Raw genomic sequence first — 25,462 nt, 5'->3', positions numbered from 1 at the left:
CACGTGAACCAGAAGCGACCCAAGGTCAAGAAGTCGCGTGCCCTCGGCATTGCGCTGACCCCGAAGGCCGTCAAGTACTTTGAGGCCCGCCCCTACCCGCCGGGCGAGCACGGCCGTGGCCGCAAGCAGAACTCGGACTACAAGGTGCGTCTGCTCGAGAAGCAGCGTCTGCGCGCCCAGTACGACATCTCCGAGCGCCAGATGGCCCGCGCGTACGACCGCGCGAAGAAGGCCGAAGGCAAGACGGGCGAGGCGCTTGTCGTCGAGCTCGAGCGTCGCCTCGACGCCCTGGTCCTGCGTTCGGGCATCGCCCGCACCATCTACCAGGCGCGCCAGATGGTCGTTCACGGCCACATCGAGGTCAACGGTGGCAAGGTCGACAAGCCGTCGTTCCGTGTCCGCCCGGACGACGTCATCACGGTCCGCGAGCGCAGCCGCGACAAGCACCCCTTCCAGGTTGCTCGTGAGGGTGGCTACGCCGGCGAGGGTGAGGCCCCCCGCTACCTGCAGATCAACCTGAAGGCCCTGGCCTTCCGCCTCGACCGTGACCCGAACCGCAAGGAAATCCCGGTCATCTGCGACGAGCAGCTCGTCGTCGAGTACTACGCCCGCTGATTTTTCTCAGCGAGCGCGGTCCTCACAGGCTGTTCGTCTCGACGGAAGCCCGTCCGCTCCCCTTCGGGGGAGGGGGCGGGCTTTCCGCCGTTCTCCGGCCCCCGCAGGGCCCGCTCCACCACCGCGTCGAGGTCCAGGCCGCTGCCGTGCCGGGCCCCGGCCGCGTACCGCTCCGCGCCCAGCAGCTCGCCCGCCCGCTCCTGGCACATCAGCCGCGGCGCGTTGAAGTAGCCCGAGCCGAAGAGCCGTAGCCCCACCGCACCCCACATCGGCTCCGCCGCGCCCTGGAGCACCGCGGCCTCCGCCGGTTCCCCCTCGGTCACCGTCACCAGCGCCAGCAGTTCGAGGGCCAGCACCAGCCCCAGCAGGTCGTGGAAGGCGTGGTTGATCGTCACGCACTCGTTCAGCAGCCGCCGCGCCTCGGCCGCGGAGCCCGCGTCCAGTGCCGCGAAGGCGAGGACGTACAGCGCGTACGCCTTCGCCCAGCGTTCCCCGCGGTCCTCGCAGATGTCCCGGGCGTCCTCGCACAGCGCCAGCGCGCCCGCCAGATCGCCCTGGAACGCCATCGTCATCGCCAGCTCCACCTGGCACATCAGCACGTTGCTGTTCAGCTCCCCGGCCTCCCGGTAGTGCTCCAGCGCCGCCCCCAGCAGCTCCCCGGCCCGCACCATGTCGTCCGAGAGCAGCGCCAGGCAGCCGAGGCGGTGCACCGCGTAGGCCGTGGCCACCGGGTTCCCGGCGGCCACGGCCGCGTCCCGGCACTCGTGCAGGGCGCTCATCGAGCCCACCGCGTCGCCCTGGAGCGCCGCGACGTACCCCAGCACCCACAGGGCCTTCAGCCGTGCCGGTTCGTGCTCGGTCCCCGGGCGTCCGGGCTGCTCCAGCGAGCGGTCCAGCCAGAGCCGCCCCTCGGTGAGCCGCCCGCAGCCCGCCCAGTAGAACCACAGGGTCCCCGCCAGGTACTGGCCCAGGTGCGGCTCGTCCGGATCCTCCAGGCAGCACTCCAGTGCGAGCCGCAGGTTCGCCAGCTCCGTATCCACCAGGGCCGCCACCTCGTGCTGGCGCGGACTGAACCAGTCCAGCTCGCACCAGGTCGCCAGGCCCACGTACCAGTCGCGGTGGCGCCGCCGCAGCCGCCCGGCGTCGCCCAGCGACTCCAGCCAGCCCGCGCCGTACATCCGTACGGTCTCCAGCATCCGGTAGCGGACCCCCGCCGCAGTCCGCTCGCGCACCAGCAGTGACTGTGCGAGCAGCTCGCCGACCAGGTCCAGCACGCTCTCCACCGGCAGGTCCGGGCCCGTGCACACGTATTCGGCGGCCTCCAGGTCGAACCGGCCCGCGAAGACCGACAGCCGCGCCCACAGCAGCCGCTCCTGAGCCGTGCACAGCTCGTGGCTCCAGCCGATCGCCGTCCGCAGCGCCCGGTGGCGGGGGAGCGCCCCGCGTCCCCCGCCGGTCAGCAGTGCGAACCGGTCCTCCAGCCGGACCAGCACCTGCGCCGGGGTCAGCGTCCGCAGCCGTCCCGCCGCCAGCTCCAGGGCCAGCGGGATCCCGTCGAGACGGGCGCACAGCTCGGCGACGGCGGCCCGGTTCTCCCCGGTGACCGCGAAGTCCGGGTCGGCCGCGGCCGCCCGGTCGGCCAGCAGTTCCATCGCGTCCGCGGGATCCAGCGGGGCCAGCGGGAAGGACCGCTCCCCGTCGAGCGCGAGCGGCCGCCGCCCGGCGGCCAGCACCCGCAGGCCGGGGGAGCGGCGCAGCAGCTCGTGGACCAGCTCCGCGCACTCGTCGACCAGCTGTTCGAAGCCGTCCAGGATCAGCAGCAGCCGGCGGGGCGCGAGGTGCTCGGCCAGCACGGTCCGGGGCGGGCGGGTGGTGTGGTCGGTCAGCCCGAGGGCCTCGGCGAGCGTCAGCTCCAGCAGGGCGGGATCGCGTACGGCCGACAGCTCGGCCAGCCAGACGCCATCGCAGTAGCGTTCCTGCGCCGGTGTCCGTGTCTGCCCGGATGCCTGCTCCTGTGCCCGCCGGGCTGCGGCGAGCGCCAGCCGGGACTTGCCCACCCCGCCCACACCGGTCACCGTCACCAGGCGCGCGGCGTCCAGCAGGCGCTCCAGCTCGCCCAGTTCCGGGCCCCGGCCGACGAAGCCGTTCAGCTCCGAGGGAAGATTGCCGTACGGCGCCGGGGCGGGGGCGCGGTCTTGGGGTGCTCGCATGGGACACGGAGGGTACTGGTCCGGATGCGCCGCGTACAAAGCGCCTGCGGGAACGCCCGAATTCCGGTAGGGCCGTGGATCTCCGGCGCGATAGGGTCGGGGGACGAGTTTTCAACACGCAGAGAGCGGTGCAAAGTGTCCGGTGGAGAGGTGGCCGGGATCCTCGTGGCCGTCTTCTGGGCGATCCTGGTCTCGTTCCTCGCGCTCGCGCTGGCGCGACTGGCCCAGACGCTGAGGGCGACCACCAGACTGGTGGCCGAGGTGACCGAGCAGGCCGTCCCGCTGCTGGCGGAGGCCTCCACGACCGTACGCTCCGCGCGCACCCAGCTCGACCGGGTCGACGCCATCGCCAGCGACGTCCAGGAAGTCACCTCCAACGCCTCCGCGCTCGCCGGCACCGTGGCCTCCGCCTTCGGCGGCCCGCTGGTCAAGGTCGCGGCCTTCGGCTACGGAGTGCGCAAGGCGCTCGGGCGCAAGGAGGCGGCAGCGGCCGCGAACGGCGTGCCCGCGCGGACACCCAGGCGTACCGTGATCGTCGGACGGACCGTGCCGGCGGCCCGGCGCCGGAAGCAGAAGGACTGAGACCGCGATGTTCCGCCGTACCTTCTGGTTCACCGCAGGCGCAGCCGCCGGCGTGTGGGCCACCACCAAGGTCAACCGCAAGCTCAAGCAGCTCACGCCGGAGAGCCTCGCCGCGCAGGCCGCCGACAAGGCGCTCGAAGCGGGCCACCGGCTCAAGGACTTCGCCCTCGACGTCAAAGCGGGAATGACGCAGCGCGAGGACGAGCTGAACGACGCACTGGGTCTGCACCAGGACCCCGACCGGCCCGACAACGTCACCGCCCTCCCCGGGCCGCGGCGGCTGCGGGCCATCGGGACCGACCCGGGCACCACGAAGAACCCCAAGACCAACCCACTGAAGTTTTCGTACAACCGGAATGAGGACCACTGATGGAGTCGGCTGAAATCCGCCGCCGCTGGCTGAGCTTCTTCGAGGAGCGCGGTCACGCCGTTGTCCCTTCGGCGTCGCTCATCGCGGACGACCCGACTCTGCTGCTGGTCAACGCGGGCATGGTCCCGTTCAAGCCGTACTTCCTGGGTGAAGTCAAGCCGCCCGCCCAGACGCTGACCAGCGTCCAGAAGTGCGTGCGTACGCCGGACATCGAAGAGGTCGGCAAGACCACCCGCCACGGCACGTTCTTCCAGATGTGCGGCAACTTCTCCTTCGGCGACTACTTCAAGGAAGGCGCCATCACCTACGCCTGGGAGCTGCTCACCAGCTCCGTGGCGGACGGTGGCTACGGCCTGGAGCCCGAGAAGCTCTGGATCACGGTCTACCTCGACGACGACGAGGCCGAGCAGATCTGGCGCGAGAAGATCGGCGTCCCCGCCGAGCGCATCCAGCGCCTGGGCAAGAAGGACAACTTCTGGTCCATGGGCGTCCCGGGTCCCTGCGGCCCGTGTTCCGAGATCAACTACGACCGCGGCCCCGAGTTCGGCGTCGAGGGCGGCCCGGCCGTCAACGACGAGCGGTACGTGGAGATCTGGAACCTGGTCTTCATGCAGTTCGAGCGCGGCGCGGGCGAGAACAAGGAAGACTTCCCGATCCTCGGGGACCTGCCGTCGAAGAACATCGACACGGGCCTCGGTCTCGAACGCCTCGCCATGATCCTGCAGGGCGTACAGAACATGTACGAGACCGACACCCTGCGCGTGGTCATGGACAAGGCCACCGAGCTGACCGGTGTGCAGTACGGCGCCGCGAAGGACAGCGACGTCTCGATGCGCGTGGTCGCCGACCACATCCGCACCTCCGCCATGCTCATCGGCGACGGCGTCACCCCCGGCAACGAGGGCCGCGGCTACGTGCTGCGCCGCATCATGCGCCGCGCCATCCGCAACATGCGCCTCATGGGCGCCACCGGCCCGGTCGTCCTCGACCTCATCGGCGTCGTCATCGACACGATGGGCCTCCAGTACCCGGAGCTGGTCACCGACCGCAAGCGGATCGAGACCGTCGCCCTCGCCGAAGAGGCCGCCTTCCTGAAGGCGCTCAAGGGCGGCACGAACATCCTCGACACCGCCATCAGCGAGACCAAGGCCGCCGGCGGCTCGGTCCTGGCCGGCGACAAGGCGTTCCTGCTCCACGACACCTGGGGCTTCCCGATCGACCTCACCCTGGAGATGGCCTCCGAGCAGGGCCTCTCCGTGGACGAGCCGGGCTTCCGCCGCCTGATGCAGGAGCAGCGCGACAAGGCCAAGGCCGACGCCCGCGCCAAGAAGACCGGTCACGCCGACCTGTCCGCCTACCGCGAGGTCGCCGACAACTCCGGCGAGACCGAGTTCACCGGCTACGGCTCCACCGAGGGCGAGTCCACCATCGTCGGCCTCCTCGTCGACGGGGTCTCCTCGCCCGCCGCCTCCGAGGGCGACGAGGTCGAGATCGTCCTCGACCGCAGCCCGTTCTACGCCGAGGGCGGCGGCCAGCTCGCCGACCAGGGCCGGATCAAGCTGCACTCCGGCGCGGTCGTCGAGATCCGCGACGTACAGAAGCCCGTCCCGGGCGTGCACGTGCACAAGGGTGTCGTCCAGGTCGGCGAGGTGACGGTGGGCGCCTCCGCGTACGCCGTCATCGACGTCAAGCGCCGCCGGGCCATCGCCCGCGCCCACTCGGCCACCCACCTGACCCACCAGGCGCTGCGCGACGCCCTCGGCCCGACGGCCGCCCAGGCCGGTTCCGAGAACTCGCCCGGCCGCTTCCGCTTCGACTTCGGTTCGCCGAACGCCGTCCCCGGCACGGTCCTCACCGACGTCGAGCAGAAGATCAACGACGTGCTGTCGCGCGAGCTGGACGTCACCGCCGAGGTCATGAGCATCGACGAGGCGAAGAAGCAGGGCGCCATCGCCGAATTCGGCGAGAAGTACGGCGAGCGCGTGCGCGTCGTCACCATCGGCGACTTCTCCAAGGAGCTGTGCGGCGGCACCCACGTCGGCAACACCGCGCAGCTCGGCCTGGTCAAGCTGCTCGGCGAGTCCTCCATCGGCTCCGGCGTGCGCCGCGTCGAGGCCCTGGTCGGCGTGGACGCCTACAACTTCCTCGCCAAGGAGCACACGGTCGTCGCCCAGCTCCAGGAGCTGGTCAAGGGCCGTCCCGAGGAGCTGCCGGAGAAGATCGCCTCCATGCTCGGCAAGCTGAAGGACGCCGAGAAGGAGATCGAGAAGTTCCGCGCGGAGAAGGTGCTCCAGGCCGCCGCCGGTCTGGTCGCCGGGGCCCAGGACGTCCGCGGCGTCGCCGTGGTCACCGGCCAGGTGCCGGACGGCACCGGCGCCGACGACCTGCGCAAGCTGGTCCTCGACGTCCGCGGTCGCATCCAGGGCGACCGCCCGGTCGTCGTGGCCCTCTTCACGGTCGCGGGCGGCCGCCCGCTCACCGTCATCGCCACCAACGAGGCCGCCCGCGAGCGCGGACTCAAGGCCGGTGACCTGGTGCGTACGGCCGCCAAGACCCTCGGCGGCGGTGGCGGCGGCAAGCCGGACGTCGCCCAGGGCGGCGGGCAGAACCCGGACGCCATCGGCGACGCCATCGCCGCGGTCGAGCGCCTCGTCGGCGAAACGGCCTGACGATGACGCTGCGCCGCGGCCGACGCCTCGCGATCGATGTCGGTGACGCCCGGATCGGGGTCGCCTCGTGCGACCCCGACGGGGTGCTGGCCACACCGGTCGAAACCGTGCCGGGACGTGACATCCCGGCCGCGCACAAGCGGCTGCGGCAGCTCGTGGCGGAGTACGAGCCCCTCGAAGTCGTGGTCGGTCTCCCCCGCTCGCTCAGCGGGCGGGAGGGGCCGGCCGCGGCCAAGTGCCGGGCCTTCGCCATGGAGCTGGCCAAGGGCATCAAGCCCGTGGGCGTGCGCCTGGTGGACGAGCGGATGACCACGGTCACCGCGGCCCAGGGGCTGCGGGCCTCGGGGCGCAATGCCAAGAAGGGCCGGTCGGTGATCGACCAGGCAGCCGCTGTGGTCATCCTCCAGAACGCTCTGGAGACCGAACGGGTATCAGGTAATCCGCCCGGTGAGTGCGTCGAAGTGGTTGTCTGATCGCGATACGGTAACGTTCCGCGCGATGTGACGGCATTCGAACAGCCGTCGCCCACCACTTCAGAGGCGGAACCGGGTGCCGCGGCCCACCAAGCAGCCGCTGCCTCCGTCTCGCGGCTCTAGGGGACCGATGACCGAGTATGGACGGGGCTCCGGCCCCGAACCGTGGCACCCAGAGGACCCTCTCTACGGGGACCCGGCGTGGGCGTACCAGACCCAGACCCAGCAGGGTCAGGTGCCCCACGCCGTCGGCCAGCAGCAGTATCCGCAGGAGCCGCAGTACCAGGGACAGCCGCAGCCGCAGCAGTACCAGCAGCAGCCGCAGCCGCAGTACGTCCAGCACCCGCAGCACCTCCAGCACCCCCAGCAGCAGTACCCCGCGGAGTACCAGGGCTACGCGCCCGAACACCCGCAGCAGCCGCAGCACCCCCAGCAGCCGCACCCCCAGCAGCACCCGTACCCGCAGCAACAACAGCAGCAGCCCCAGCCGCAGCCCGTGTACGACGGCGGGACGGGCCAGCTCGGCCAGGTCTGGGACACCGGCCAGGGTCAGCAGGCCGTCCCCTACGGTGTGGACGCCTACGCCCAGCAGCCCGTGGCCTATCCGGGGGAGACCCCCGACGACTACGGCACTGACGGGGCCTACCCCCCGCCGCAGCCCCCCGGCCGCCGTCACCTCGTCCCCGAGCCCTCCACCGAGTGGCAGGACGAGAGCGCCGAACCGCAGGACGCGGAGGACGAGTCGCTCCTCGCGGCCGGTGGCCGCGGTGACGACGACGAGCCGCCGTCCGGCGGGCGCCGCGGCGGCCGCGGCAAGGGCAAGGGGGGCAAGAGCAAGGGCACCAAGCGGGCCGGTTCGGCCTGCCTGGTCGCCGCCGTGATCATCGTGGGCGCGGTCGGCGGCGTCGGCTACTTCGGGCTCTCGTACGTCAAGGCGAAGCTCGGCATGGCCGCGGACTACTCGGGCGAGGGCACCACCGCGGTCGACGTGGAGATCCCCAAGGGCGCGACCCTCGGCCAGATGGGCGCCATCCTGGAGAAGGCCGGCGTGGTCGCCAGCGCCGAGGCCTTCGTGAGCGCGGCGGCGCAGCACCCCAACGGCAAGGGGATCCAGCCCGGCCTCTACCCGCTGCGCAAGCAGATGTCGGCGAAGTCCGTGGTCGAGGTCATGTCCGACCCCTCCAAGCTGAACGTGATCATCGTCGCCGAGGGCCTGCGCAACGTGCAGGTCTACGGCGCGATCGACAAGAAGCTCAAGCTCCAGGAAGGCACCACGGCGGAGCTGGCCAAACGGGAGGTCAAGACGCTGGGCCTGCCCGCCTGGGCCGAGGGCGCCCAGAACGTCAAGGACCCGCTGGAAGGGTTCCTCTACCCGGCGCGCTACGACCTGACCACCGGGATCACCCCGCAGGACCTGCTCAAGAAGATGGTCAAGAACGCGACGGAGAAGTACGCGGCGCTCGGCATCGAGGGCAAGGCCAAGGACCTCGGTCTCAAGTCCCCGCTGGAAGTGGTCACGGTCGCGAGCCTGGTCCAGGCCGAGGGCAACAAGCACGAGGACTACCGCAAGATGGCGGCCGTCATCTACAACCGTCTCAAGCCGACCAACAACATCACCAACCAGAAGCTCGAATTCGACTCGACGATCAACTACATCAAGGGCACGAGCAACATCAACGTCTCCCGCGAGGAGACGCGGTCCATCGAGGACCCGTACAACACGTACAAGAACCGGGGCCTGCCGCCCGGAGCCATCGGCAACCCCGGCGCCGACGCCTTCAACGCGGTCCTGAACCCGGACAAGGACGGGTGGATGTTCTTCGTCTCGGTCGACGGGGACAAGACCACCTTCAGCAAGACCCTCGCCGAGCACAACAAGCTCGTCGAGGAGTTCAACGCACGCCAGGCACAGAAGAAGCAACAGCAGAGCGGTGGGTAGCGGGAACATGTCACGGATAAGGGCCGCGGTGCTGGGTTCGCCCATCGAGCACTCCCTCTCACCGGTGCTGCACCGCGCCGCCTACCAGGAGCTCGGCCTCGTCGACTGGTCCTATGACCGGTTCGAGATCGACGAGGCCGCGCTCCCCGCCTTCGTCGCCGGACTCGGCGCCGAGTGGGCGGGCCTGTCGCTGACCATGCCGCTCAAGCGGGCGGTGATGCCGTTGCTCGACGAGGTCAGCGCGACCGCCGCCTCCGTGGAAGCGGTCAACACGGTCGTCCTCACCGGGGACGGCCGCCGGGTCGGCGACAACACCGACATCCCCGGGATCGTCGCCGCGCTGCGCGAACGGGGCGTGGAGAAGGTCCCGGCCGCCGCCGTCCTGGGCGCCGGGGCCACCGCCTCCTCCGCGCTGGCCGCCCTCTCCCGGATCTGCTCCGGCGAGGTCACGGCGTACGTCCGCTCCGCCGAACGGGCGGACGAGATGCGCATGTGGGGCGAGCGCCTCGGCGTGCCCGTCCGCACCGCCGACTGGTCCGCCGCGGCCGAGGCGCTGCACGCGCCGCTGGTGATCGCGACCACCCCGGCCGGGGCCACCGACGCCCTCGCCGCGGCCGTCCCCGAGCGGCCGGGCACCCTGTTCGACGTGCTCTACGACCCCTGGCCGACGGCGCTGGCCGCGGCCTGGACCGGGCGCGGCGGGCAGCTGGTCGGCGGTCTCGACCTGCTCGTCCACCAGGCCGTCCTCCAGGTCGAGCAGATGACCGGACGCTCTCCCGGCCCGCTCGCCGCGATGCGCGCCGCCGGGGAACGGGCCCTCGCCGCGCGGTAGATCACCCGGCGTGATCCGTCCGTACCCGCACGAACCCCTCCCGACCTCCCACAGTGGCGTCCGATAGCTGGACCGGAGGCCTGGACATCGGCCCGGACATGGGAGGATCGGGGGTGGCGAGCCCGGACGGCGCACCCGGTCACGCCGTAGCTGTGCCAGGCGCGAGCATGAGGAGCATCGTTGAGCAGGTTGCGTTGGCTGACCGCCGGGGAGTCGCACGGACCGGCGCTGGTAGCGACGCTGGAGGGTCTTCCCGCCGGCGTTCCGGTCACCACCGAACTGGTGGCCGACCACCTGGCGCGCCGCCGGCTCGGATACGGCCGCGGTGCCCGGATGAAGTTCGAACAGGACGAGGTGACCTTCCTCGGCGGCGTCCGCCACGGCCTGTCCCTCGGCTCCCCGGTCGCGGTCATGGTGGGCAACTCCGAATGGCCCAAGTGGGAGAAGGTCATGTCGGCCGACCCGGTCGACCCGGCCGAGCTGGAGGGCTCCGGGCGCAACGCCCCGCTGACCCGCCCCCGCCCGGGCCACGCCGACCTCGCCGGCATGCAGAAGTACGGCTTCGACGAGGCCCGCCCGATCCTGGAGCGCGCCAGCGCCCGCGAGACGGCCGCCCGCGTCGCCCTCGGTGCCATCGCCCGGTCCTTCATCAAGGAGACCGCGGGCATCGAGATCGTCTCCCACGTGGTGGAGCTGGCCTCCGCCAAGGCCCCCTACGGCGTCTACCCGACCCCCGCCGACGTCGACAGGCTCGACGCCGACCCGGTGCGCTGCCTCGACGCCGACGCGTCGAAGGCGATGGTCGCGGAGATCGACCAGGCCCACAAGGACGGAGACACCCTCGGCGGCGTCGTCGAGGTGCTCGCCTACGGCGTCCCCGTGGGCCTCGGCTCGCACGTGCACTGGGACCGCCGCCTCGACGCACGGCTCGCCGCCGCGCTCATGGGCATCCAGGCGATCAAGGGCGTCGAGGTCGGCGACGGCTTCGAGCTGGCCCGCGTCCCGGGCTCCAAGGCCCACGACGAGATCGTCTCCACCCCCGAGGGCATCAAGCGCACCTCCGGCCGCTCCGGCGGCACCGAGGGCGGACTGACCACCGGCGAGCTGCTGCGCGTACGGGCCGCCATGAAGCCGATCGCGACCGTGCCCCGCGCGCTCGCCACCGTCGACGTCGCCACCGGCGAGGCCACGGTCGCCCACCACCAGCGCTCCGACGTGTGTGCCGTCCCCGCGGCGGGCATCGTCGCCGAGGCGATGGTCGCCCTCGTGCTGGCCGACGCCGTCGTGGAGAAGTTCGGCGGCGACTCGGTGATCGAGACCCGGCGCAACGTCCGCTCGTTCCTCGACCACCTGCAGATCCGGTGACGGGCGGCCCCCTGGTCGTCCTCGTCGGACCCATGGGCTCCGGCAAGTCCACGGTGGGGGAGCTGCTCGCCGAGCGGCTCGGCGTGCCCTACCGGGACACGGACGCCGACATCGTCGCCGCGCAGGGCCGGCCCATCGCCGACCTGTTCGTCGACGAGGGCGAGCCGTACTTCCGTGACCTGGAGCGCAAGGCAGTCGCCGACGCGCTCTCCGGGCACACCGGGATCCTCGCCCTCGGCGGCGGCGCGATCCTCGACGACGGCACCCGGGCGCTGCTCGCCGGGCTGCCCGTCGTCTACCTGTCGATGGACATCGACGAGGCGGTCCGCCGGGTCGGCCTCGGCGCGGCCCGCCCGCTGCTCGCGGTCAACCCGCGCCGCCAGTGGCGCGAGCTGATGGACGCCCGCCGCCACCTGTACACCGAAGTCGCGCGCGTCGTGGTGGCCACCGACGACCGCACCCCCGAAGAGGTCGCCCAGGCGGTCCTCGACGCTCTGGAGTTGAAGGACGTATGACAGACCAGGTGACGCGCATCCAGGTCGGCGCGAGTGCCGGACACGACGCGTACGACGTGCTGGTCGGCCGGCAGCTGCTCGGCGAGCTGGGCACCCTGATCGGCACCAAGGCGCAGCGCGTCGCCGTGATCCACCCCGAGGCGCTGGCCTCCACGGGTGAGGCGCTGCGCGACGACCTCGCGGCCCAGGGCTACGAGGCCGTCGCCATCCAGGTGCCGAACGCCGAGGAGGCCAAGACCGTCGAGGTCGCGGCGTACTGCTGGAAGGCGCTCGGCCAGTCCGGCTTCACCCGCACCGACGTGATCGTCGGCGTCGGCGGCGGCGCCACCACCGACCTCGCGGGCTTCGTCGCGGCCTCCTGGCTGCGCGGGGTGCGCTGGATCGCCGTACCGACGACCGTCCTCGCGATGGTCGACGCGGCCGTGGGCGGCAAGACGGGCATCAACACCGCCGAGGGCAAGAACCTCGTCGGCGCCTTCCACCCGCCCGCCGGGGTCCTCTGCGACCTGGCGGCCCTCGACTCGCTGCCGGTCAATGACTACGTCAGCGGGCTCGCCGAGATCATCAAGGCCGGATTCATCTCCGACCCGGTGATCCTCGACCTGATCGAGGGCGACCCGCAGGCGGCCCGGACCCCCGAGGGCCCGCACACCGCCGAGCTGATCGTGCGCTCCATCCAGGTCAAGGCCGACGTGGTCTCCAGCGACCTCAAGGAGTCGGGCCTGCGGGAGATCCTCAACTACGGCCACACCCTCGCCCACGCGATCGAGAAGAACGAGCGCTACAAGTGGCGCCACGGCGCCGCCGTGTCCATCGGCATGGTCTTCGCCGCCGAACTGGGCCGGCTCGCCGGCCGGCTCGACGACGCGACCGCCGAACGGCACAAGAGCGTCCTCGCCTCGGTGGGCCTGCCGCTGACCTACCGCGGCGACCAGTGGCCCAAGCTGCTGGAGACCATGAAGGTCGACAAGAAGTCCCGCGGCGACCTGCTGCGCTTCATCGTCCTGGACGGGCTGGCCAAGCCGACCGTCCTGGAAGGCCCGGACCCGGCCGTGCTGATGGCGGCCTACGGCGAGGTGTCCGCGTGAGCCGCAAGGTGCTCGTGCTGAACGGCCCGAACCTGGGCCGCCTCGGCTCGCGCGAGCCCGACGTGTACGGGGCCACCTCGTACGCCGGGCTGGTCGAGAGCTGCCAGAGCCTCGGCCGCACGCTCGGCTTCGACGTCGAGGTCCGCGAGACCAACGACGAGGGCCAGCTGGTGCGCTGGCTGCACGAGGCCGCCGACGGGAAGATCCCGGTGGTCATCAACCCCGGCGCCTTCACGCACTACTCGTACGCGATGCGGGACGCGGCGGCCCAGCGCACCGCGCCGCTGATCGAGGTGCACATCTCGAACCCGTACGCCCGCGAGGAATTCCGGCACACTTCGGTCATCGCCTCGGTGGCGACCGGGACCGTGGCGGGCTTCGGGCTCGGCTCCTACCGGCTCGCGCTGCACGCGCTGGCGGAGGAACTGCCCGCCGCCTGAGATAACGTTCTCGCATCAGTCCTCGCCTGAACGAGACGGAGTGGCAGCGGATGCAGCACGGAGTGGGGGGATGGGGCGAGCCGGGACAGCACCCGGCCGCCCCCGCGCAGCCGCCGATAGCCCCCGTGCCCGGCTGGGCGCCGCCCGCCGGTCCGCCGCACGCGTCGCACCCGGGGGGGCTGCCGCGCCACCACGCCGGTCCGCCGCACCCCGCACAGCGCCCGGCCGCTCCGCCGCACCCGGCGGGCCCCCCTCCGCTTCCCGCCGGACCGCCGCACTCCGCCCCGGTGCCCCCGCCGCACGGGGTGCCGCGGCCGCCCGCCCACGTACCCGGGACGGGCGGACAGCCCACGGGCCCGGTGGTGCCCGTACCCGAACCCACCGGGCACATCCCGCTCCCGGCGGCGGCCCCGCCCGCCCCCGGCACCGGCGTCGCCACCCTCGCCGTGCTGCTCATCGGCCCCGCGGGCGCCGGCAAGACCACCGTGGCCCGGCACTGGGCGGGCTCCCGGCAGGTGCCGACCGCGCACATCAGCCTGGACGACGTCCGCGAGTGGGTCTGCTCCGGCTTCGCCGACCCGCAGTCGGGCTGGAACGACCACTCCGAGGCCCAGTACCGGCTCGCCCGCCGCACCTGCGGCTTCGCCGCCCGCAACTTCCTGGCCAACGGGATCTCCTGCATCCTCGACGACGCCGTCTTCCCCGACCGGCCCGTGGTGGGCCTCGGCGGCTGGAAGCGGCACGTGGGCCCCGGGCTGCTCCCCGTGGTCCTGCTGCCCGGCCTGGAGATCGTCCTGGAGCGCAACGCGGCCCGCTCCGGCAACCGCCGCCTCTCCGACGAGGAAGTCGCCCGGATCCACGGCCGGATGGCGGGCTGGTACGGCTCCGGCCTGCCCATCATCGACAACTCCCACCTGGACGTGGAGGGCACCGCCCGGGCCCTCGACGAGGTCCTCGCCCGCGCCATCGCGGCCCCCGGCGGCTGGTGACCGTAGAAGGAAGCTCCGGCCCGCCCCCCGTCCGGACGCGCTCACCAGGCCGGATGCGCGCGCCGCTCGTACGCTCGAAGACATGTCAGACGTGTACGCGGCCCGTCGGGGCCTGCTTCGCGACCGCTGTGCCGCAGCGGGCAACTCCGCCGCACTGATCACGCGTCCGGCCAACGTCCGCTATCTCGCCGGGGCCTTCCCCGAGGGCGCGGTACTGCTGATCGGGCCCGCCGAGGACGTGCTCTTCTGCGCCGCCTCGCCCACGGGCGAAGCGGACGAGGGCCGGCTCGACGAACACCTGCGGCTGTCCGTGCTCTCCGGCCCGGGCGGTGATCCGGCCGTCGCGGCGGCCGACCACGCCTCGGGCCAGGACGTCCGCGCGGACGCGCTCGCCGTCGAGGAACACCACCTCACCGTCGCCCGGCACCGCGCCCTGCGCTCGGTGGCGCCCCGGCTGCGGCTGGCCGACCTCGGACCCGCCGTCGAACAGCAGCGGCTGATCAAGGACGAGGAGGAGATCGCCTGTCTGCGGATCGCCGCCGAGATCGCCGACCAGGCCCTCGGCGAACTCCTGGAGTCCATCCTCGTCGGCCGCACCGAACGCCACCTCGCCCTGGAGCTGGAACGGCGCCTGGTGGACCACGGCGCCGACGGCCCGGCCTTCCCCACCTCCGTCGGCACCGGCCCGCACTCCGGCCGCTCCCGGCACCGGCCCTCCGACCGCCGGGTGGAGGAAGGGGATTTCCTCTCCGTCTGCCTGGGCGCGAACTACCGCGGCTACCGGTGTGAGATCGGCCGTACCTTCGTGATCGGCACCACTCCCGCGGACTGGCAGATCGAGCTGTACGACCTCGTCTTCGCCGCTCAGCGGGCGGGCCGCGAGGCCCTGCTGCCCGGGGCCGCGTACCGCGACGTGGACCACGCGGCGCGCTCCGTACTGGACTCCGCGGGCCATGGTGAAGCCCTCGCTCCGTGGACCGGACACGGCGTCGGCCTCGAAATCGACGAGGACCCGCAGCTTGCACCTACAGCAATGGGTAAACTGGACGCTTGCGTGCCGGTCACCGTCGAACCGGGGGTTCACCTCCCGGGCCGGGGCGGCGTCCGGATCGATGACACGCTCGTCGTACGCCCTGAGGCGGACGGCGGACCCGAGCTACTCACCATCACGACCAAGGAGCTGCTCGCGCTCTAGCTTTGCTGTGCGCGCCACCCGTGGTCCACCAGTCCAGGAGATTTCGCAACCGTGGCTTCCACGAACGACCTCAAGAACGGCATGGTGCTCAAGCTCGACGGGGGCCAGCTCTGGTCCGTCGTCGAGTTCCAGCACGTCAAGCCCGGCAAGGGCCCGGCCTTCGTGCGCACCAAGCTCAAGAGCGTGATGTCCGGCAAGGTCGTCGACAAGACGTTCAACGCCGGCACCAAGGTCGAGACGGCCACCATTGACCGCCGTGACATGCAGTTCTCGTACATGGACGGCGACTACTTCGTCTTCATGGACATGGACACCTTCGACCAGCTGATGGTCGACAAGAAGGCCGTCGGCAACGCCGCCAACTTCCTGATCGAGGGCTTCACCGCCTCCGTCGCGCAGCACGAGGGCGAGGTGCTCTACGTCGAGCTGCCGGCCGCCGTCGAGCTCGTGATCGAGCACACGGACCCGGGCGTCCAGGGCGACCGTTCCACCGGTGGCACCAAGCCCGCGACCCTGCAGACCGGTCACGAGATCCAGGTCCCGCTCTTCGTCACCACCGGCGAGAAGGTCAAGGTCGACACCCGTACCAGCGACTACCTCGGCCGGGTGAACAGCTAACCGTGGGAGCCCGGAGCAACGCCCGCAAGCGTGCTTTCCAGATCCTCTTCGAGGCCGATCAGCGCGGCGTGCCCGTGCGTGAGGTCCTCGCGGACTGGGTCCGTCACTCACGGAACGACACCGACGGCCGTCAGCCGGCGGTCAGCGAGTTCACGATGAACCTCGTCGAGGGGTACGCCGACAAGGTGGACCGCATCGACGACCTGATCGTCACCTACGCCGTGGACTGGGACCTCGACCGCATGCCGGTCGCGGACCGGAACATCGTGCGGCTGGGTGCCTACGAGCTGATCTGGGTTGACGAGACCCCGGACGCCGTGGCGATCGACGAGGCCGTCCAGCTCGCCAAGGAGTTCTCCACCGACGAGTCCCCGGGGTTCGTGAACGGCCTGCTGGGCCGTTTCAAGGACCTCAAGCCGAAGCTCCGGCGGGACGAGAGCCAGTAGCGTCCCGGACCGGCGGTCCGGTACACGCAGGGCCCGCAGCGCACCACGCGCTGCGGGCCCTGCGTGTACCCGGTGCGCGGCGTGCACCCGGTACGCGAGAAACCGGTGGGGGCCGGGAAGCACATGGCTTCCCGGCCCCCACCGGTAACGTTTCTGCTGGGCCTGGGCCCGGAGATCAGAGGGGGACTCAGATCTCCTCGTGGGTCACGGCACGACGGGCGTCCGCGTCCAGCACGCCCCAGCTGATGAGCTGCTCGGTCAGGACCGAGGGCGACTGGTCGTAGATGACCGCGAGGGTGCGCAGGTCGTCCTGGCGGATCGACAGCACCTTGCCGTTGTAGTCGCCGCGCTGGCTCTGGATCGTCGCCGCGTAGCGCTGGAGCGGACCGGCCTTCTCCGCGGGCACGTGGGCCAGGCGCTCCAGGTCCAGACGGAGCTTCGGCGGCGGCTCGGCCGCTCCGCCCGGAGTGGTGCCCGGCAGGAGCTCCTGCACCGGCACACCGTAGAAGTCCGCCAGCTCGGCGAGGCGCTGGACGGTCACGGCGCGGTCCCCGCGCTCGTACGACCCGACCACCACGGCCTTCCACCGGCCCTGGGACTTCTCCTCGACACCGTGGAGGGAAAGGCCCTGCTGGGTGCGGATGGCACGGAGCTTGGCCCCGAGCTGCTTGGCGTATTCGCTGGACATAACGCTCCCGGACGCTGTGACGCTGTGATGATATGGACAACGTGCGGCTGCGCCGCGCGGCTGGTAACTCACTGTGAGGTTACGCAGCGTTACTTGGATGCGTCAAGCCGAATGCTCTCCATCGCCCCTTGAAGGGGATCCCGCCGGGCCCCGGTCCGGCGGCCCCGCACGGCCCTGGTACCGTTGAATCCGTACGACCCGGTTGCCTCGGGCAGCCGGTCCAGACGTCCTTTAAGGTCCGTCCCGTGAGGCGGAGAAGGAGGTCCTTTTCATGGACGCTCAGCATGACCGGCACACCGCCGATGGTGCCCGCCCCGTACTCGAGGCGCAGGACATCGCACGGGTGCTGACCCGCATCGCCCACGAGATCGTCGAACGCGCCAAGGGTGCCGACGACGTGGTGCTCCTCGGCATTCCGACCCGCGGTGTCTTCCTCGCCCGCCGGCTCGCCGCCAAACTCGAAGAGATCACCGGCACCAAGGTCCCGGTCGGCTCCCTCGACATCACCATGTACCGCGACGACCTGCGGATGAAGCCCGCCCGGGCCATCGGCCGCACCGAGATCCCCGGCGACGGCATCGACGGCAGGCTCGTGGTCCTCGTCGACGACGTGCTCTTCTCCGGCCGCACCATCCGCGCGGCCCTCGACGCCCTCGGCGACATCGGCCGCCCCCGCGCCGTCCAGCTCGCGGTCCTCGTCGACCGGGGCCACCGCGAACTGCCGATCCGCGCCGACTACGTCGGGAAGAACCTCCCCACCTCGCTGCGGGAGACCGTCATGGTCCAGCTCCAGGAGGAGGACGGCCGCGACGCCGTACTGCTCGGCCAGCGGACCGCCCCGGCAGGCGGGCACTAGCCCGAACGAGTGAGGGCCCTCTCTCCAGGGGCCCGCGCCCCGGGGCCCCGCGCCCCGGGAGCCCGCGCCGACGCCTGCCCGGACAGACCCCTGCCCGCGCGGACATCGCCACGCCGGCGCCTGCCCGCACGCCAGCACGCCCGCCCGACCTCCCCGCAGACCCACGGACCCACGGAGCACCCAGATGAAGCGTCACCTCATCTCGGCCGCCGATCTCTCGCGCGACGACGCCGTCCTCATCCTCGACACCGCCGAGGAGATGGCCCGGGTCGCCGACCGGCCGATAAAGAAGCTGCCCACCCTGCGCGGCCTGACCATCTGCAACCTCTTCTTCGAGGACTCGACCCGCACCCGGATCTCCTTCGAGGCCGCCGAGAAGCGCCTCTCCGCCGACGTGATCAACTTCGTCGCCAAGGGATCCAGCGTCTCCAAGGGCGAGTCCCTCAAGGACACCGCCCAGACCCTCGACGCCATGGGCATCGACGCCGTGGTCATCCGGCACAGCGCCTCCGGCGCCCCGTACCGGCTCGCCACCTCGGGCTGGATCGACGTACCGGTCATCAACGCCGGTGACGGCACCCACCAGCACCCGACCCAGGCCCTGCTGGACGCCTTCACCATGCGCCGCCGCCTGGTCGGCCCCGACGCGCTCGGCCAGGACCTCTCCGGCAAGCGGATCACCCTCGTCGGCGACGTCCTGCACAGCCGGGTCGCCCGCTCCAACGTCGACCTGCTGCACACCCTCGGCGCCCACGTCACCCTGGTGGCCCCGCCCACCCTGGTCCCGATCGGCGTGGAGACCTGGCCCTGCGAGGTCTCGTACGACCTCGACGAGGTGCTGCCGAAGTCCGACGCGGTCATGATGCTGCGTGTGCAGCGAGAGCGGATGAACGCCGCCTTCTTCCCGACCGAGCGCGAGTACTCGCGGCGCTACGGCCTGAACGGCGAGCGCATGGCCAAGATGCCCGCGCACGGCATCGTGATGCACCCCGGCCCGATGGTCCGGGGCATGGAGATCACCGCCGAGGTCGCCGACTCCGACCGCTGCACCGTCGTCGAGCAGGTCGCCAACGGCGTGTCCATCCGCATGGCGGTCCTGTACCTGCTTCTGGGCGGCAACGAGTCCGCCGTCAGCCACGCCCGCCCCGTCGAATCGGAGAGCAAGTAAAGATGAGCAAGATCCTTATTCGTGGCGCGAAGGTGCTCGGCGGCGACGTCCAGGACGTCCTGATCGACGGCGAGACCATCGCCCAGGTCGGTACCGGCATCGACGCGGGCGACGCGACCGTGATCGAGGCCGCCGGCCAGGTCCTGCTCCCCGGCCTGGTCGACCTGCACACCCACCTGCGCGAGCCGGGCCGCGAGGACTCCGAGACCGTCCTCACCGGCACCCGCGCCGCCGCCAGCGGCGGCTACACCGCCGTCTTCGCCATGGCGAACACCTTCCCGGTCGCCGACACCGCCGGCGTCGTCGAGCAGGTCTGGCGCCTGGGCAAGGAATCCGGCTACTGCGACGTGCAGCCCATCGGCGCCGTCACCGTCGGCCTGGAGGGCAAGCAGCTCTCCGAGCTGGGCGCCATGCACGAGTCCGCCGCCCGCGTCACCGTCTTCTCCGACGACGGCAAGTGCGTCGACGACGCGGTCATCATGCGGCGCGCGCTGGAGTACGTGAAGGCCTTCGGCGGCGTCGTCGCCCAGCACGCCCAGGAGCCCCGCCTCACCGAGGGCGCCCAGATGAACGAGGGCATCGTCTCCGCCGAGCTGGGCCTCGGCGGCTGGCCCGCCGTCGCCGAGGAGTCGATCATCGCCCGTGACGTGCTCCTCGCCGAGCACGTCGGTTCCCGGGTGCACATCTGCCACCTCTCCACCGCCGGCTCCGTCGAGATCGTCCGCTGGGCCAAGTCCCGCGGCATCGACGTGACGGCCGAGGTCACCCCGCACCACCTGCTCCTCACCGACGAGCTCGTGCGCTCGTACAACCCGGTCTACAAGGTCAACCCGCCGCTGCGCACCGAGCGCGACGTCATGGCCCTGCGCGAGGCGCTCGCCGACGGCACGATCGACATCGTCGCCACCGACCACGCCCCGCACCCGCACGAGGACAAGGACTGCGAGTGGGCCGCCGCCGCCATGGGCATGGTGGGCCTGGAGACCGCGCTCTCCGTCGTCCAGCAGACGATGGTCGAGACCGGCCTGCTCGACTGGGCGGGCGTCGCCGACCGCATGTCCTTCCGTCCGGCGCGCATCGGCGGCCTGGAGAACCACGGCCGCGCCGTCTCGGCAGGTGAACCCGCGAACCTGACCTTGGTCGACACCTCGTACCGTGGTGTCGTGGACCCCGCACACTTCGCCTCCCGCAGCCGCAACACGCCCTACCAGGGCCGTGAGCTTCCGGGACGCGTCACTCACACCTTCCTGCGGGGCCGGGCAACGGTCGTGGACGGGAAACTGGCGTGACACCTGCAGTAATCCAACTGGCCGCCGAGGCCGCCGAACGACAGTCGGCGGAGGTGACGGACTGGGACGCGCGCATCGCGTGGGTCCTCGGTCTGCTCGTCTTCATCGCGTTCGTGTACTGGCTGATGCGGCAGGGCTGGAAGTGGCGCGGCGCACTGCAGAACGATCTGCCGGCGCTGCCCACGGCACCGAGCGGTCTCCCCGCGCACCGGCTGGCCCTGACCGGCCGGTACCACGGCTCCACGACCGCCGGCCAGTGGCTCGACCGGATCGTGGCCCACGGCCTGGGCATCCGCAGCCGGGTCGAGCTGACGCTCACCGACACGGGCCTCGACGTGGTCCGTCCGGGTGCCACCGACTTCTTCGTACCGGCCGCGCGGCTGCGCGGCGCCCGCCTCGACAAGGGAATCGCGGGCAAGGTACTGACCGAGGGCGGTCTGCTCGTCGTCACCTGGGCGCACGGCGACAAGCTGATCGACTCCGGATTCCGCTCCGACCGGGCGGCCGAACACGCCGCCTGGGTCGAAGCAATCAACTCCATGAACCACTCGCACACGACGGAAGGCGCCGAACGATGACGACCTCCACCAGGGGAGCAGCCAAAGCTCCCGCCGTACTCGTCCTGGAGGACGGCCGCATCTTCCGCGGGCGCGCCTACGGGGCCGTGGGGGAGACCTTCGGCGAAGCCGTGTTCTCCACCGGTATGACCGGCTACCAGGAGACGCTGACCGACCCGTCGTACCACCGCCAGGTCGTCGTGATGACGGCCCCGCACGTGGGCAACACCGGCGTCAACGACGAGGACCCCGAGTCGGCCCGCATCTGGGTCGCCGGATACGTCGTCCGCGACCCCGCCCGCGTCCCCTCCAACTGGCGCTCGCAGCGCTCGCTGGACGAGGAGCTGGTCAAGCAGGGCGTCGTCGGCATCAGCGGCATCGACACCCGGGCCCTGACCCGCCACCTGCGCGAGCGCGGCGCCATGCGCGTCGGCATCTTCTCGGGCGCCTCCATCGCGGACGACGCCGCGCTGCTGGCCCGCGTCCTGGACGCCCCGCAGATGAAGGGCGCGAACCTCTCCGCCGAGGTCGCCACCAAGGAGACCTACGTCGTCCCCGCGATCGGTGAGAAGAAGTTCACCGTCGCCGCCGTGGACCTCGGCATCAAGGGCATGACCCCGCACCGGATGGCCGAACGCGGCATCGAGGTGCACGTGCTGCCCGCGACCGCCACCGTCGAGGACGTCTACGCCGTCAACCCCGACGGCGTGTTCTTCTCCAACGGCCCGGGCGACCCGGCCACCGCCGACGGCCCCGTCGCCGTCATGCAGGGCGTCCTGGAGCGCAAGACCCCGCTCTTCGGCATCTGCTTCGGCAACCAGATCCTGGGCCGCGCGCTCGGCTTCGGCACCTACAAGCTGAAGTACGGCCACCGCGGCATCAACCAGCCGGTGCAGGACCGCACCACCGGCAAGGTCGAGATCACCGCGCACAACCACGGCTTCGCCGTGGACGCGCCCCTCGACAAGGTCTCGGACACGGCCTACGGCCGCGCCGAGGTCTCCCACGTCTGCCTGAACGACCAGGTCGTCGAGGGCCTCCAGCTGCTCGACCAGCCGGCCTTCAGCGTCCAGTACCACCCCGAAGCAGCTGCCGGCCCGCACGACGCCGCGTACCTCTTCGACCGCTTCGTGAATCTGATGGAGGCCGAGCGTGCCTAAGCGCACCGATATCCAGTCCGTCCTGGTCATCGGCTCCGGCCCGATCGTCATCGGCCAGGCCGCCGAGTTCGACTACTCCGGCACCCAGGCCTGCCGCATCCTCAAGGCCGAGGGCCTGCGGGTCATCCTGGTGAACTCCAACCCGGCGACGATCATGACCGACCCGGAGATCGCCGACGCCACGTACGTCGAGCCGATCACCCCCGAGTTCGTCGAGAAGATCATCGCGAAGGAGCGCCCCGACGCGCTCCTGCCGACCCTCGGCGGCCAGACCGCGCTCAACACCGCGATCTCCATGCACGAGCAGGGTGTGCTGGAGAAGTACGGCGTCGAGCTGATCGGCGCCAACGTCGAGGCCATCAACAAGGGCGAGGACCGCGACCTCTTCAAGGGCGTCGTCGAAGCCGTCAAGGCCAAGATCGGCTACGGCGAGTCCGCCCGCTCGGTCATCTGCCACACGATGGACGACGTCATCGCGGGCGTCGACACCCTCGGCGGCTACCCCGTCGTCGTCCGCCCGTCCTTCACCATGGGCGGCGCCGGTTCCGGCTTCGCCCACAACGAGGACGAGCTGCGCCGCATCGCCGGCCAGGGCCTCACGCTCTCCCCGACCACCGAGGTGCTCCTGGAGGAGTCCATTCTCGGCTGGAAGGAGTACGAGCTGGAGCTGATGCGCGACACCAAGGACAACGTCGTCGTCGTCTGCTCCATCGAGAACTTCGACCCGATGGGCGTCCACACCGGTGACTCGATCACCGTCGCCCCGGCGATGACCCTCACCGACCGCGAGTACCAGCGGCTGCGCGACATCGGCATCGCGATCATCCGCGAGGTCGGCGTCGACACCGGCGGCTGCAACATCCAGTTCGCGATCGACCCCACCGACGGCCGGGTCATCGTCATCGAGATGAACCCGCGCGTCTCGCGCTCCTCGGCGCTCGCGTCGAAGGCCACCGGCTTCCCGATCGCCAAGATCGCCGCCAAGCTGGCCATCGGCTACACGCTCGACGAGGTCCCCAACGACATCACCGAGAAGACGCCGGCCTCCTTCGAGCCGTCCCTCGACTACGTCGTCGTCAAGGCCCCGCGCTTCGCCTTCGAGAAGTTCCCGAACGCCGACTCCACCCTCACCACCACCATGAAGTCGGTGGGCGAGGCCATGGCCATCGGCCGCAACTTCACCGAGGCGCTCCAGAAGGCCCTGCGCTCCCTGGAGAAGAAGGGCAGCCAGTTCACCTTCGTCGGCCCCGTCGGCGACAAGGACGAGCTGCTCGCCACCGCGGTGCGCCCCACCGACGGCCGCATCAACACCGTCATGGAGGCCATCCGGGCCGGCGCCACCCAGGAAGAGGTCTTCGAGTACACGAAGATCGACCCCTGGTTCGTCGACCAGATGTTCCTCATCAAGGAGATCGCCGACGACCTGGCCGCCGCCGAGAAGCTCGACCCCGAGCTGCTCGCCGAGGCCAAGCGCCACGGCTTCTCCGACGCCCAGATCGCCGAGATCCGCGGCCTGCGCGAGGACGTCGTCCGCGAGGTCCGCCACGCGCTCGGTGTCCGCCCGGTCTACAAGACGGTCGACACCTGCGCCGCCGAGTTCGCCGCGAAGACCCCGTACTTCTACTCGTCCTACGACGAGGAGTCCGAGGTCGCCCCGCGCGAGAAGCCCGCGGTGATCATCCTGGGCTCCGGCCCGAACCGCATCGGCCAGGGCATCGAGTTCGACTACTCCTGCGTCCACGCCTCCTTCGCGCTCAGCGACGCGGGCTACGAGACCGTGATGGTCAACTGCAACCCCGAGACCGTCTCGACGGACTACGACACCTCCGACCGCCTGTACTTCGAGCCGCTGACGCTCGAAGACGTGCTGGAGATCGTGCACGCCGAGTCCCTCGCGGGCCCGATCGCCGGCGTCATCGTCCAGCTCGGCGGCCAGACCCCCCTCGGTCTCGCCCAGGCCCTCAAGGACAACGGCGTCCCCGTCGTCGGCACCCCGCCCGAGGCCATTCACGCCGCCGAGGACCGCGGCGCCTTCGGCCAGGTCCTCGCCGACGCCGGCCTGCCCGCCCCCAAGCACGGCACCGCCACCACCTTCAAGGGCGCCAAGGCCATCGCCGACGAGATCGGCTACCCCGTCCTCGTACGCCCCTCGTACGTGCTCGGCGGCCGCGGCATGGAGATCGTCTACGACGAGACCCGCCTGGAGTCGTACATCGCCGAGTCCACCGAGATCAGCCCCACCCGGCCGGTCCTGGTCGACCGCTTCCTCGACGACGCCATCGAGATCGACGTCGACGCCCTCTACGACGGCACCGAGCTGTACCTCGGCGGCGTCATGGAGCACATCGAGGAAGCCGGCATCCACTCCGGCGACTCCGCCTGCGCCCTGCCCCCGATCACCCTCGGCGGCTACGACATCAAGCGGCTGCGCGCCTCCACCGAGGCCATCGCCAAGGGCGTCGGCGTCCGCGGTCTGATCAACATCCAGTTCGCGATGGCGGGTGACATCCTCTACGTCCTGGAGGCCAACCCGCGCGCCTCGCGCACCGTCCCCTTCACCTCGAAGGCGACCGCGGTCCCGCTCGCGAAGGCCGCCGCGCGCATCTCGCTCGGCACCACCATCGCCGAGCTGCGCGCCGAGGGCCTGCTGCCGAAGACCGGCGACGGCGGCACCCTGCCGCTCGACGCGCCGATCTCCGTCAAGGAGGCCGTGATGCCGTGGAGCCGCTTCCGCGACATCCACGGCGCGGGCGTGGACACCGTCCTCGGCCCGGAGATGCGCTCCACCGGCGAGGTCATGGGCATCGACTCGGTCTTCGGCACGGCGTACGCCAAGTCGCAGGCCGGTGCCTACGGCCCGCTGCCCACCAAGGGCCGCGCGTTCATCTCCGTCGCCAACCGCGACAAGCGCTCGATGATCTTCCCGGCGCGCGAGCTGGTCGCCCACGGCTTCGAGCTGCTGGCCACCTCCGGCACCGCCGAGGTGCTGCGCCGCAACGGCATCAACGCCACCGTGGTGCGCAAGCTCAGCGAGGGCGAGGGCCCGGACGGCGAGCGGACCATCGTCCAGCTCATCCACGACGGTGAGGTCGACCTGATCGTCAACACCCCGTACGGCACCGGCGGCCGCCTCGACGGCTACGAGATCCGCACGGCGGCCGTGGCGCGCAGCGTCCCCTGCCTGACCACGGTCCAGGCGCTCGCCGCCGCCGTCCAGGGCATCGACGCGCTCAACCGCGGCGACGTGGGCGTCCGCTCGCTGCAGGAGCACGCGGAGCACCTGACCGCGGCCCGCGACTAGCAGCCCGTAGCTCGTAGCCCGTACAGGAGAGGGGGACACCGGACGCGCCGAGGCGCGCCGGGTGTCCCCCTCTTCATGAGCGCAGAAGGATCCTCAG

Annotated in this window: 23 protein-coding genes; 21 read left to right on the top strand and 2 right to left on the bottom strand. The window is 71.2% G+C overall.

Annotation, left to right across the window (positions count from 1 at the left end):
• The first annotated feature begins 3 nt into the window (after positions 1 to 3).
• Positions 4 to 615: a 30S ribosomal protein S4 gene (rpsD, locus tag OHS33_RS06740; RefSeq protein WP_283451479.1), complete on the top strand. Its 612-nt coding sequence runs from the start codon at positions 4 to 6 to the stop codon at positions 613 to 615.
• Here rpsD and OHS33_RS06735 read toward each other — a convergent pair.
• Positions 603 to 2,825 carry an ATP-binding protein gene (locus tag OHS33_RS06735; RefSeq protein ID WP_330329462.1) on the bottom strand — a complete coding sequence of 741 codons (2,223 nt, stop codon included), beginning with the start codon at positions 2,823 to 2,825 and terminating at the stop codon, positions 603 to 605. The two genes, rpsD and OHS33_RS06735, sit on opposite strands and share 13 nt — an antisense overlap.
• Before the next feature lie 135 nt (positions 2,826 to 2,960).
• On the opposite strand from OHS33_RS06735, the gene OHS33_RS06730 reads away from it, so the two are divergent.
• The 14 genes from OHS33_RS06730 (at position 2,961) to nusB (ending at position 16,346) form a co-directional block, all read left to right on the top strand.
• Positions 2,961 to 3,407, top strand: coding sequence for a DUF948 domain-containing protein (locus OHS33_RS06730; RefSeq protein WP_330329461.1), 447 nt, complete (start codon positions 2,961 to 2,963; stop codon positions 3,405 to 3,407).
• 7 nt (positions 3,408 to 3,414) lie between these two features.
• The gene (locus tag OHS33_RS06725; RefSeq protein WP_330329460.1) at positions 3,415 to 3,777 is read left to right on the top strand and encodes a DUF6167 family protein; all 363 of its coding nucleotides are present in this window, start codon (positions 3,415 to 3,417) and stop codon (positions 3,775 to 3,777) included.
• Complete coding sequence (gene alaS, locus OHS33_RS06720; protein ID WP_330329459.1) at positions 3,777 to 6,446, top strand: alanine--tRNA ligase; 2,670 nt, start codon at positions 3,777 to 3,779, stop codon at positions 6,444 to 6,446. Before OHS33_RS06725 ends, alaS begins: the two co-directional genes overlap by 1 nt.
• A gap of 2 nt (positions 6,447 to 6,448) precedes the next feature.
• Positions 6,449 to 6,919 carry a Holliday junction resolvase RuvX gene (gene ruvX / locus OHS33_RS06715; RefSeq protein WP_330329458.1) on the top strand — a complete coding sequence of 157 codons (471 nt, stop codon included), beginning with the start codon at positions 6,449 to 6,451 and terminating at the stop codon, positions 6,917 to 6,919.
• A 130-nt stretch (positions 6,920 to 7,049) separates the two neighbouring features.
• Complete coding sequence (gene mltG / locus OHS33_RS06710; RefSeq protein WP_330329457.1) at positions 7,050 to 8,858, top strand: endolytic transglycosylase MltG; 1,809 nt, start codon at positions 7,050 to 7,052, stop codon at positions 8,856 to 8,858.
• Positions 8,859 to 8,865: 7 nt separating this feature from the next.
• Positions 8,866 to 9,690 carry a shikimate dehydrogenase gene (locus OHS33_RS06705; RefSeq protein WP_330329456.1) on the top strand — a complete coding sequence of 275 codons (825 nt, stop codon included), beginning with the start codon at positions 8,866 to 8,868 and terminating at the stop codon, positions 9,688 to 9,690.
• A 180-nt stretch (positions 9,691 to 9,870) separates the two neighbouring features.
• Positions 9,871 to 11,055, top strand: a complete 1,185-nt coding sequence (aroC, locus tag OHS33_RS06700; protein WP_330329455.1) for a chorismate synthase — start codon at positions 9,871 to 9,873, stop codon at positions 11,053 to 11,055.
• Complete coding sequence (locus OHS33_RS06695) at positions 11,052 to 11,570, top strand: shikimate kinase (RefSeq protein WP_330329454.1); 519 nt, start codon at positions 11,052 to 11,054, stop codon at positions 11,568 to 11,570. The genes aroC and OHS33_RS06695 overlap by 4 nt, the downstream gene beginning before the upstream one ends.
• On the top strand, positions 11,567 to 12,658 hold the full coding sequence (gene aroB, locus OHS33_RS06690) for a 3-dehydroquinate synthase (RefSeq protein ID WP_330329453.1): 1,092 nt from the start codon (positions 11,567 to 11,569) through the stop codon (positions 12,656 to 12,658). The genes OHS33_RS06695 and aroB overlap by 4 nt, the downstream gene beginning before the upstream one ends.
• Positions 12,655 to 13,098 carry a type II 3-dehydroquinate dehydratase gene (gene aroQ, locus OHS33_RS06685; RefSeq protein WP_330329452.1) on the top strand — a complete coding sequence of 148 codons (444 nt, stop codon included), beginning with the start codon at positions 12,655 to 12,657 and terminating at the stop codon, positions 13,096 to 13,098. Before aroB ends, aroQ begins: the two co-directional genes overlap by 4 nt.
• Before the next feature lie 50 nt (positions 13,099 to 13,148).
• Positions 13,149 to 14,087 carry an AAA family ATPase gene (locus tag OHS33_RS06680; RefSeq protein WP_330329451.1) on the top strand — a complete coding sequence of 313 codons (939 nt, stop codon included), beginning with the start codon at positions 13,149 to 13,151 and terminating at the stop codon, positions 14,085 to 14,087.
• An 82-nt stretch (positions 14,088 to 14,169) separates the two neighbouring features.
• A complete protein-coding gene (locus tag OHS33_RS06675; protein WP_330329450.1) occupies positions 14,170 to 15,282 on the top strand; it encodes an aminopeptidase P family protein in 1,113 nt (370 codons plus the stop codon).
• A gap of 51 nt (positions 15,283 to 15,333) precedes the next feature.
• Positions 15,334 to 15,900 carry an elongation factor P gene (efp, locus tag OHS33_RS06670; protein WP_330329449.1) on the top strand — a complete coding sequence of 189 codons (567 nt, stop codon included), beginning with the start codon at positions 15,334 to 15,336 and terminating at the stop codon, positions 15,898 to 15,900.
• A 2-nt stretch (positions 15,901 to 15,902) separates the two neighbouring features.
• Entirely contained in the window at positions 15,903 to 16,346 is a 444-nt protein-coding gene (gene nusB / locus OHS33_RS06665) for a transcription antitermination factor NusB (protein ID WP_330329448.1), read from the top strand.
• A 187-nt stretch (positions 16,347 to 16,533) separates the two neighbouring features.
• Here nusB and bldD read toward each other — a convergent pair whose 3' ends face one another.
• A complete protein-coding gene (bldD, locus tag OHS33_RS06660) occupies positions 16,534 to 17,034 on the bottom strand; it encodes a transcriptional regulator BldD (protein WP_283451446.1) in 501 nt (166 codons plus the stop codon).
• Positions 17,035 to 17,305: 271 nt separating this feature from the next.
• Here bldD and pyrR point away from each other — a divergent pair, with 271 nt between their 5' ends.
• The 6 genes from pyrR to carB all read left to right on the top strand — a co-directional run bounded on the left by pyrR (position 17,306) and on the right by carB (position 25,365).
• A complete protein-coding gene (gene pyrR, locus OHS33_RS06655) occupies positions 17,306 to 17,890 on the top strand; it encodes a bifunctional pyr operon transcriptional regulator/uracil phosphoribosyltransferase PyrR (RefSeq protein WP_330329447.1) in 585 nt (194 codons plus the stop codon).
• 184 nt (positions 17,891 to 18,074) lie between these two features.
• Entirely contained in the window at positions 18,075 to 19,058 is a 984-nt protein-coding gene (locus OHS33_RS06650; RefSeq protein ID WP_330329446.1) for an aspartate carbamoyltransferase catalytic subunit, read from the top strand.
• Positions 19,059 to 19,060: 2 nt separating this feature from the next.
• Entirely contained in the window at positions 19,061 to 20,347 is a 1,287-nt protein-coding gene (locus OHS33_RS06645) for a dihydroorotase (RefSeq protein ID WP_330329445.1), read from the top strand.
• Entirely contained in the window at positions 20,344 to 20,925 is a 582-nt protein-coding gene (locus OHS33_RS06640) for a PH-like domain-containing protein (protein WP_330329444.1), read from the top strand. The genes OHS33_RS06645 and OHS33_RS06640 overlap by 4 nt, the downstream gene beginning before the upstream one ends.
• Complete coding sequence (carA, locus tag OHS33_RS06635) at positions 20,922 to 22,064, top strand: glutamine-hydrolyzing carbamoyl-phosphate synthase small subunit (protein WP_330329443.1); 1,143 nt, start codon at positions 20,922 to 20,924, stop codon at positions 22,062 to 22,064. The genes OHS33_RS06640 and carA overlap by 4 nt, the downstream gene beginning before the upstream one ends.
• Positions 22,057 to 25,365 carry a carbamoyl-phosphate synthase large subunit gene (gene carB, locus OHS33_RS06630; RefSeq protein WP_330329442.1) on the top strand — a complete coding sequence of 1,103 codons (3,309 nt, stop codon included), beginning with the start codon at positions 22,057 to 22,059 and terminating at the stop codon, positions 25,363 to 25,365. Before carA ends, carB begins: the two co-directional genes overlap by 8 nt.
• The last annotated feature ends 97 nt before the right edge of the window (positions 25,366 to 25,462 follow it).

Origin of the sequence: Streptomyces sp. NBC_00536 (assembly GCF_036346295.1) — a bacterium.
Taxonomy (GTDB): domain Bacteria; phylum Actinomycetota; class Actinomycetes; order Streptomycetales; family Streptomycetaceae; genus Streptomyces.
The sequence above is the reverse complement of the archived record's forward strand: the minus strand, read 5'-3'. Positions and strand labels throughout refer to the sequence as shown.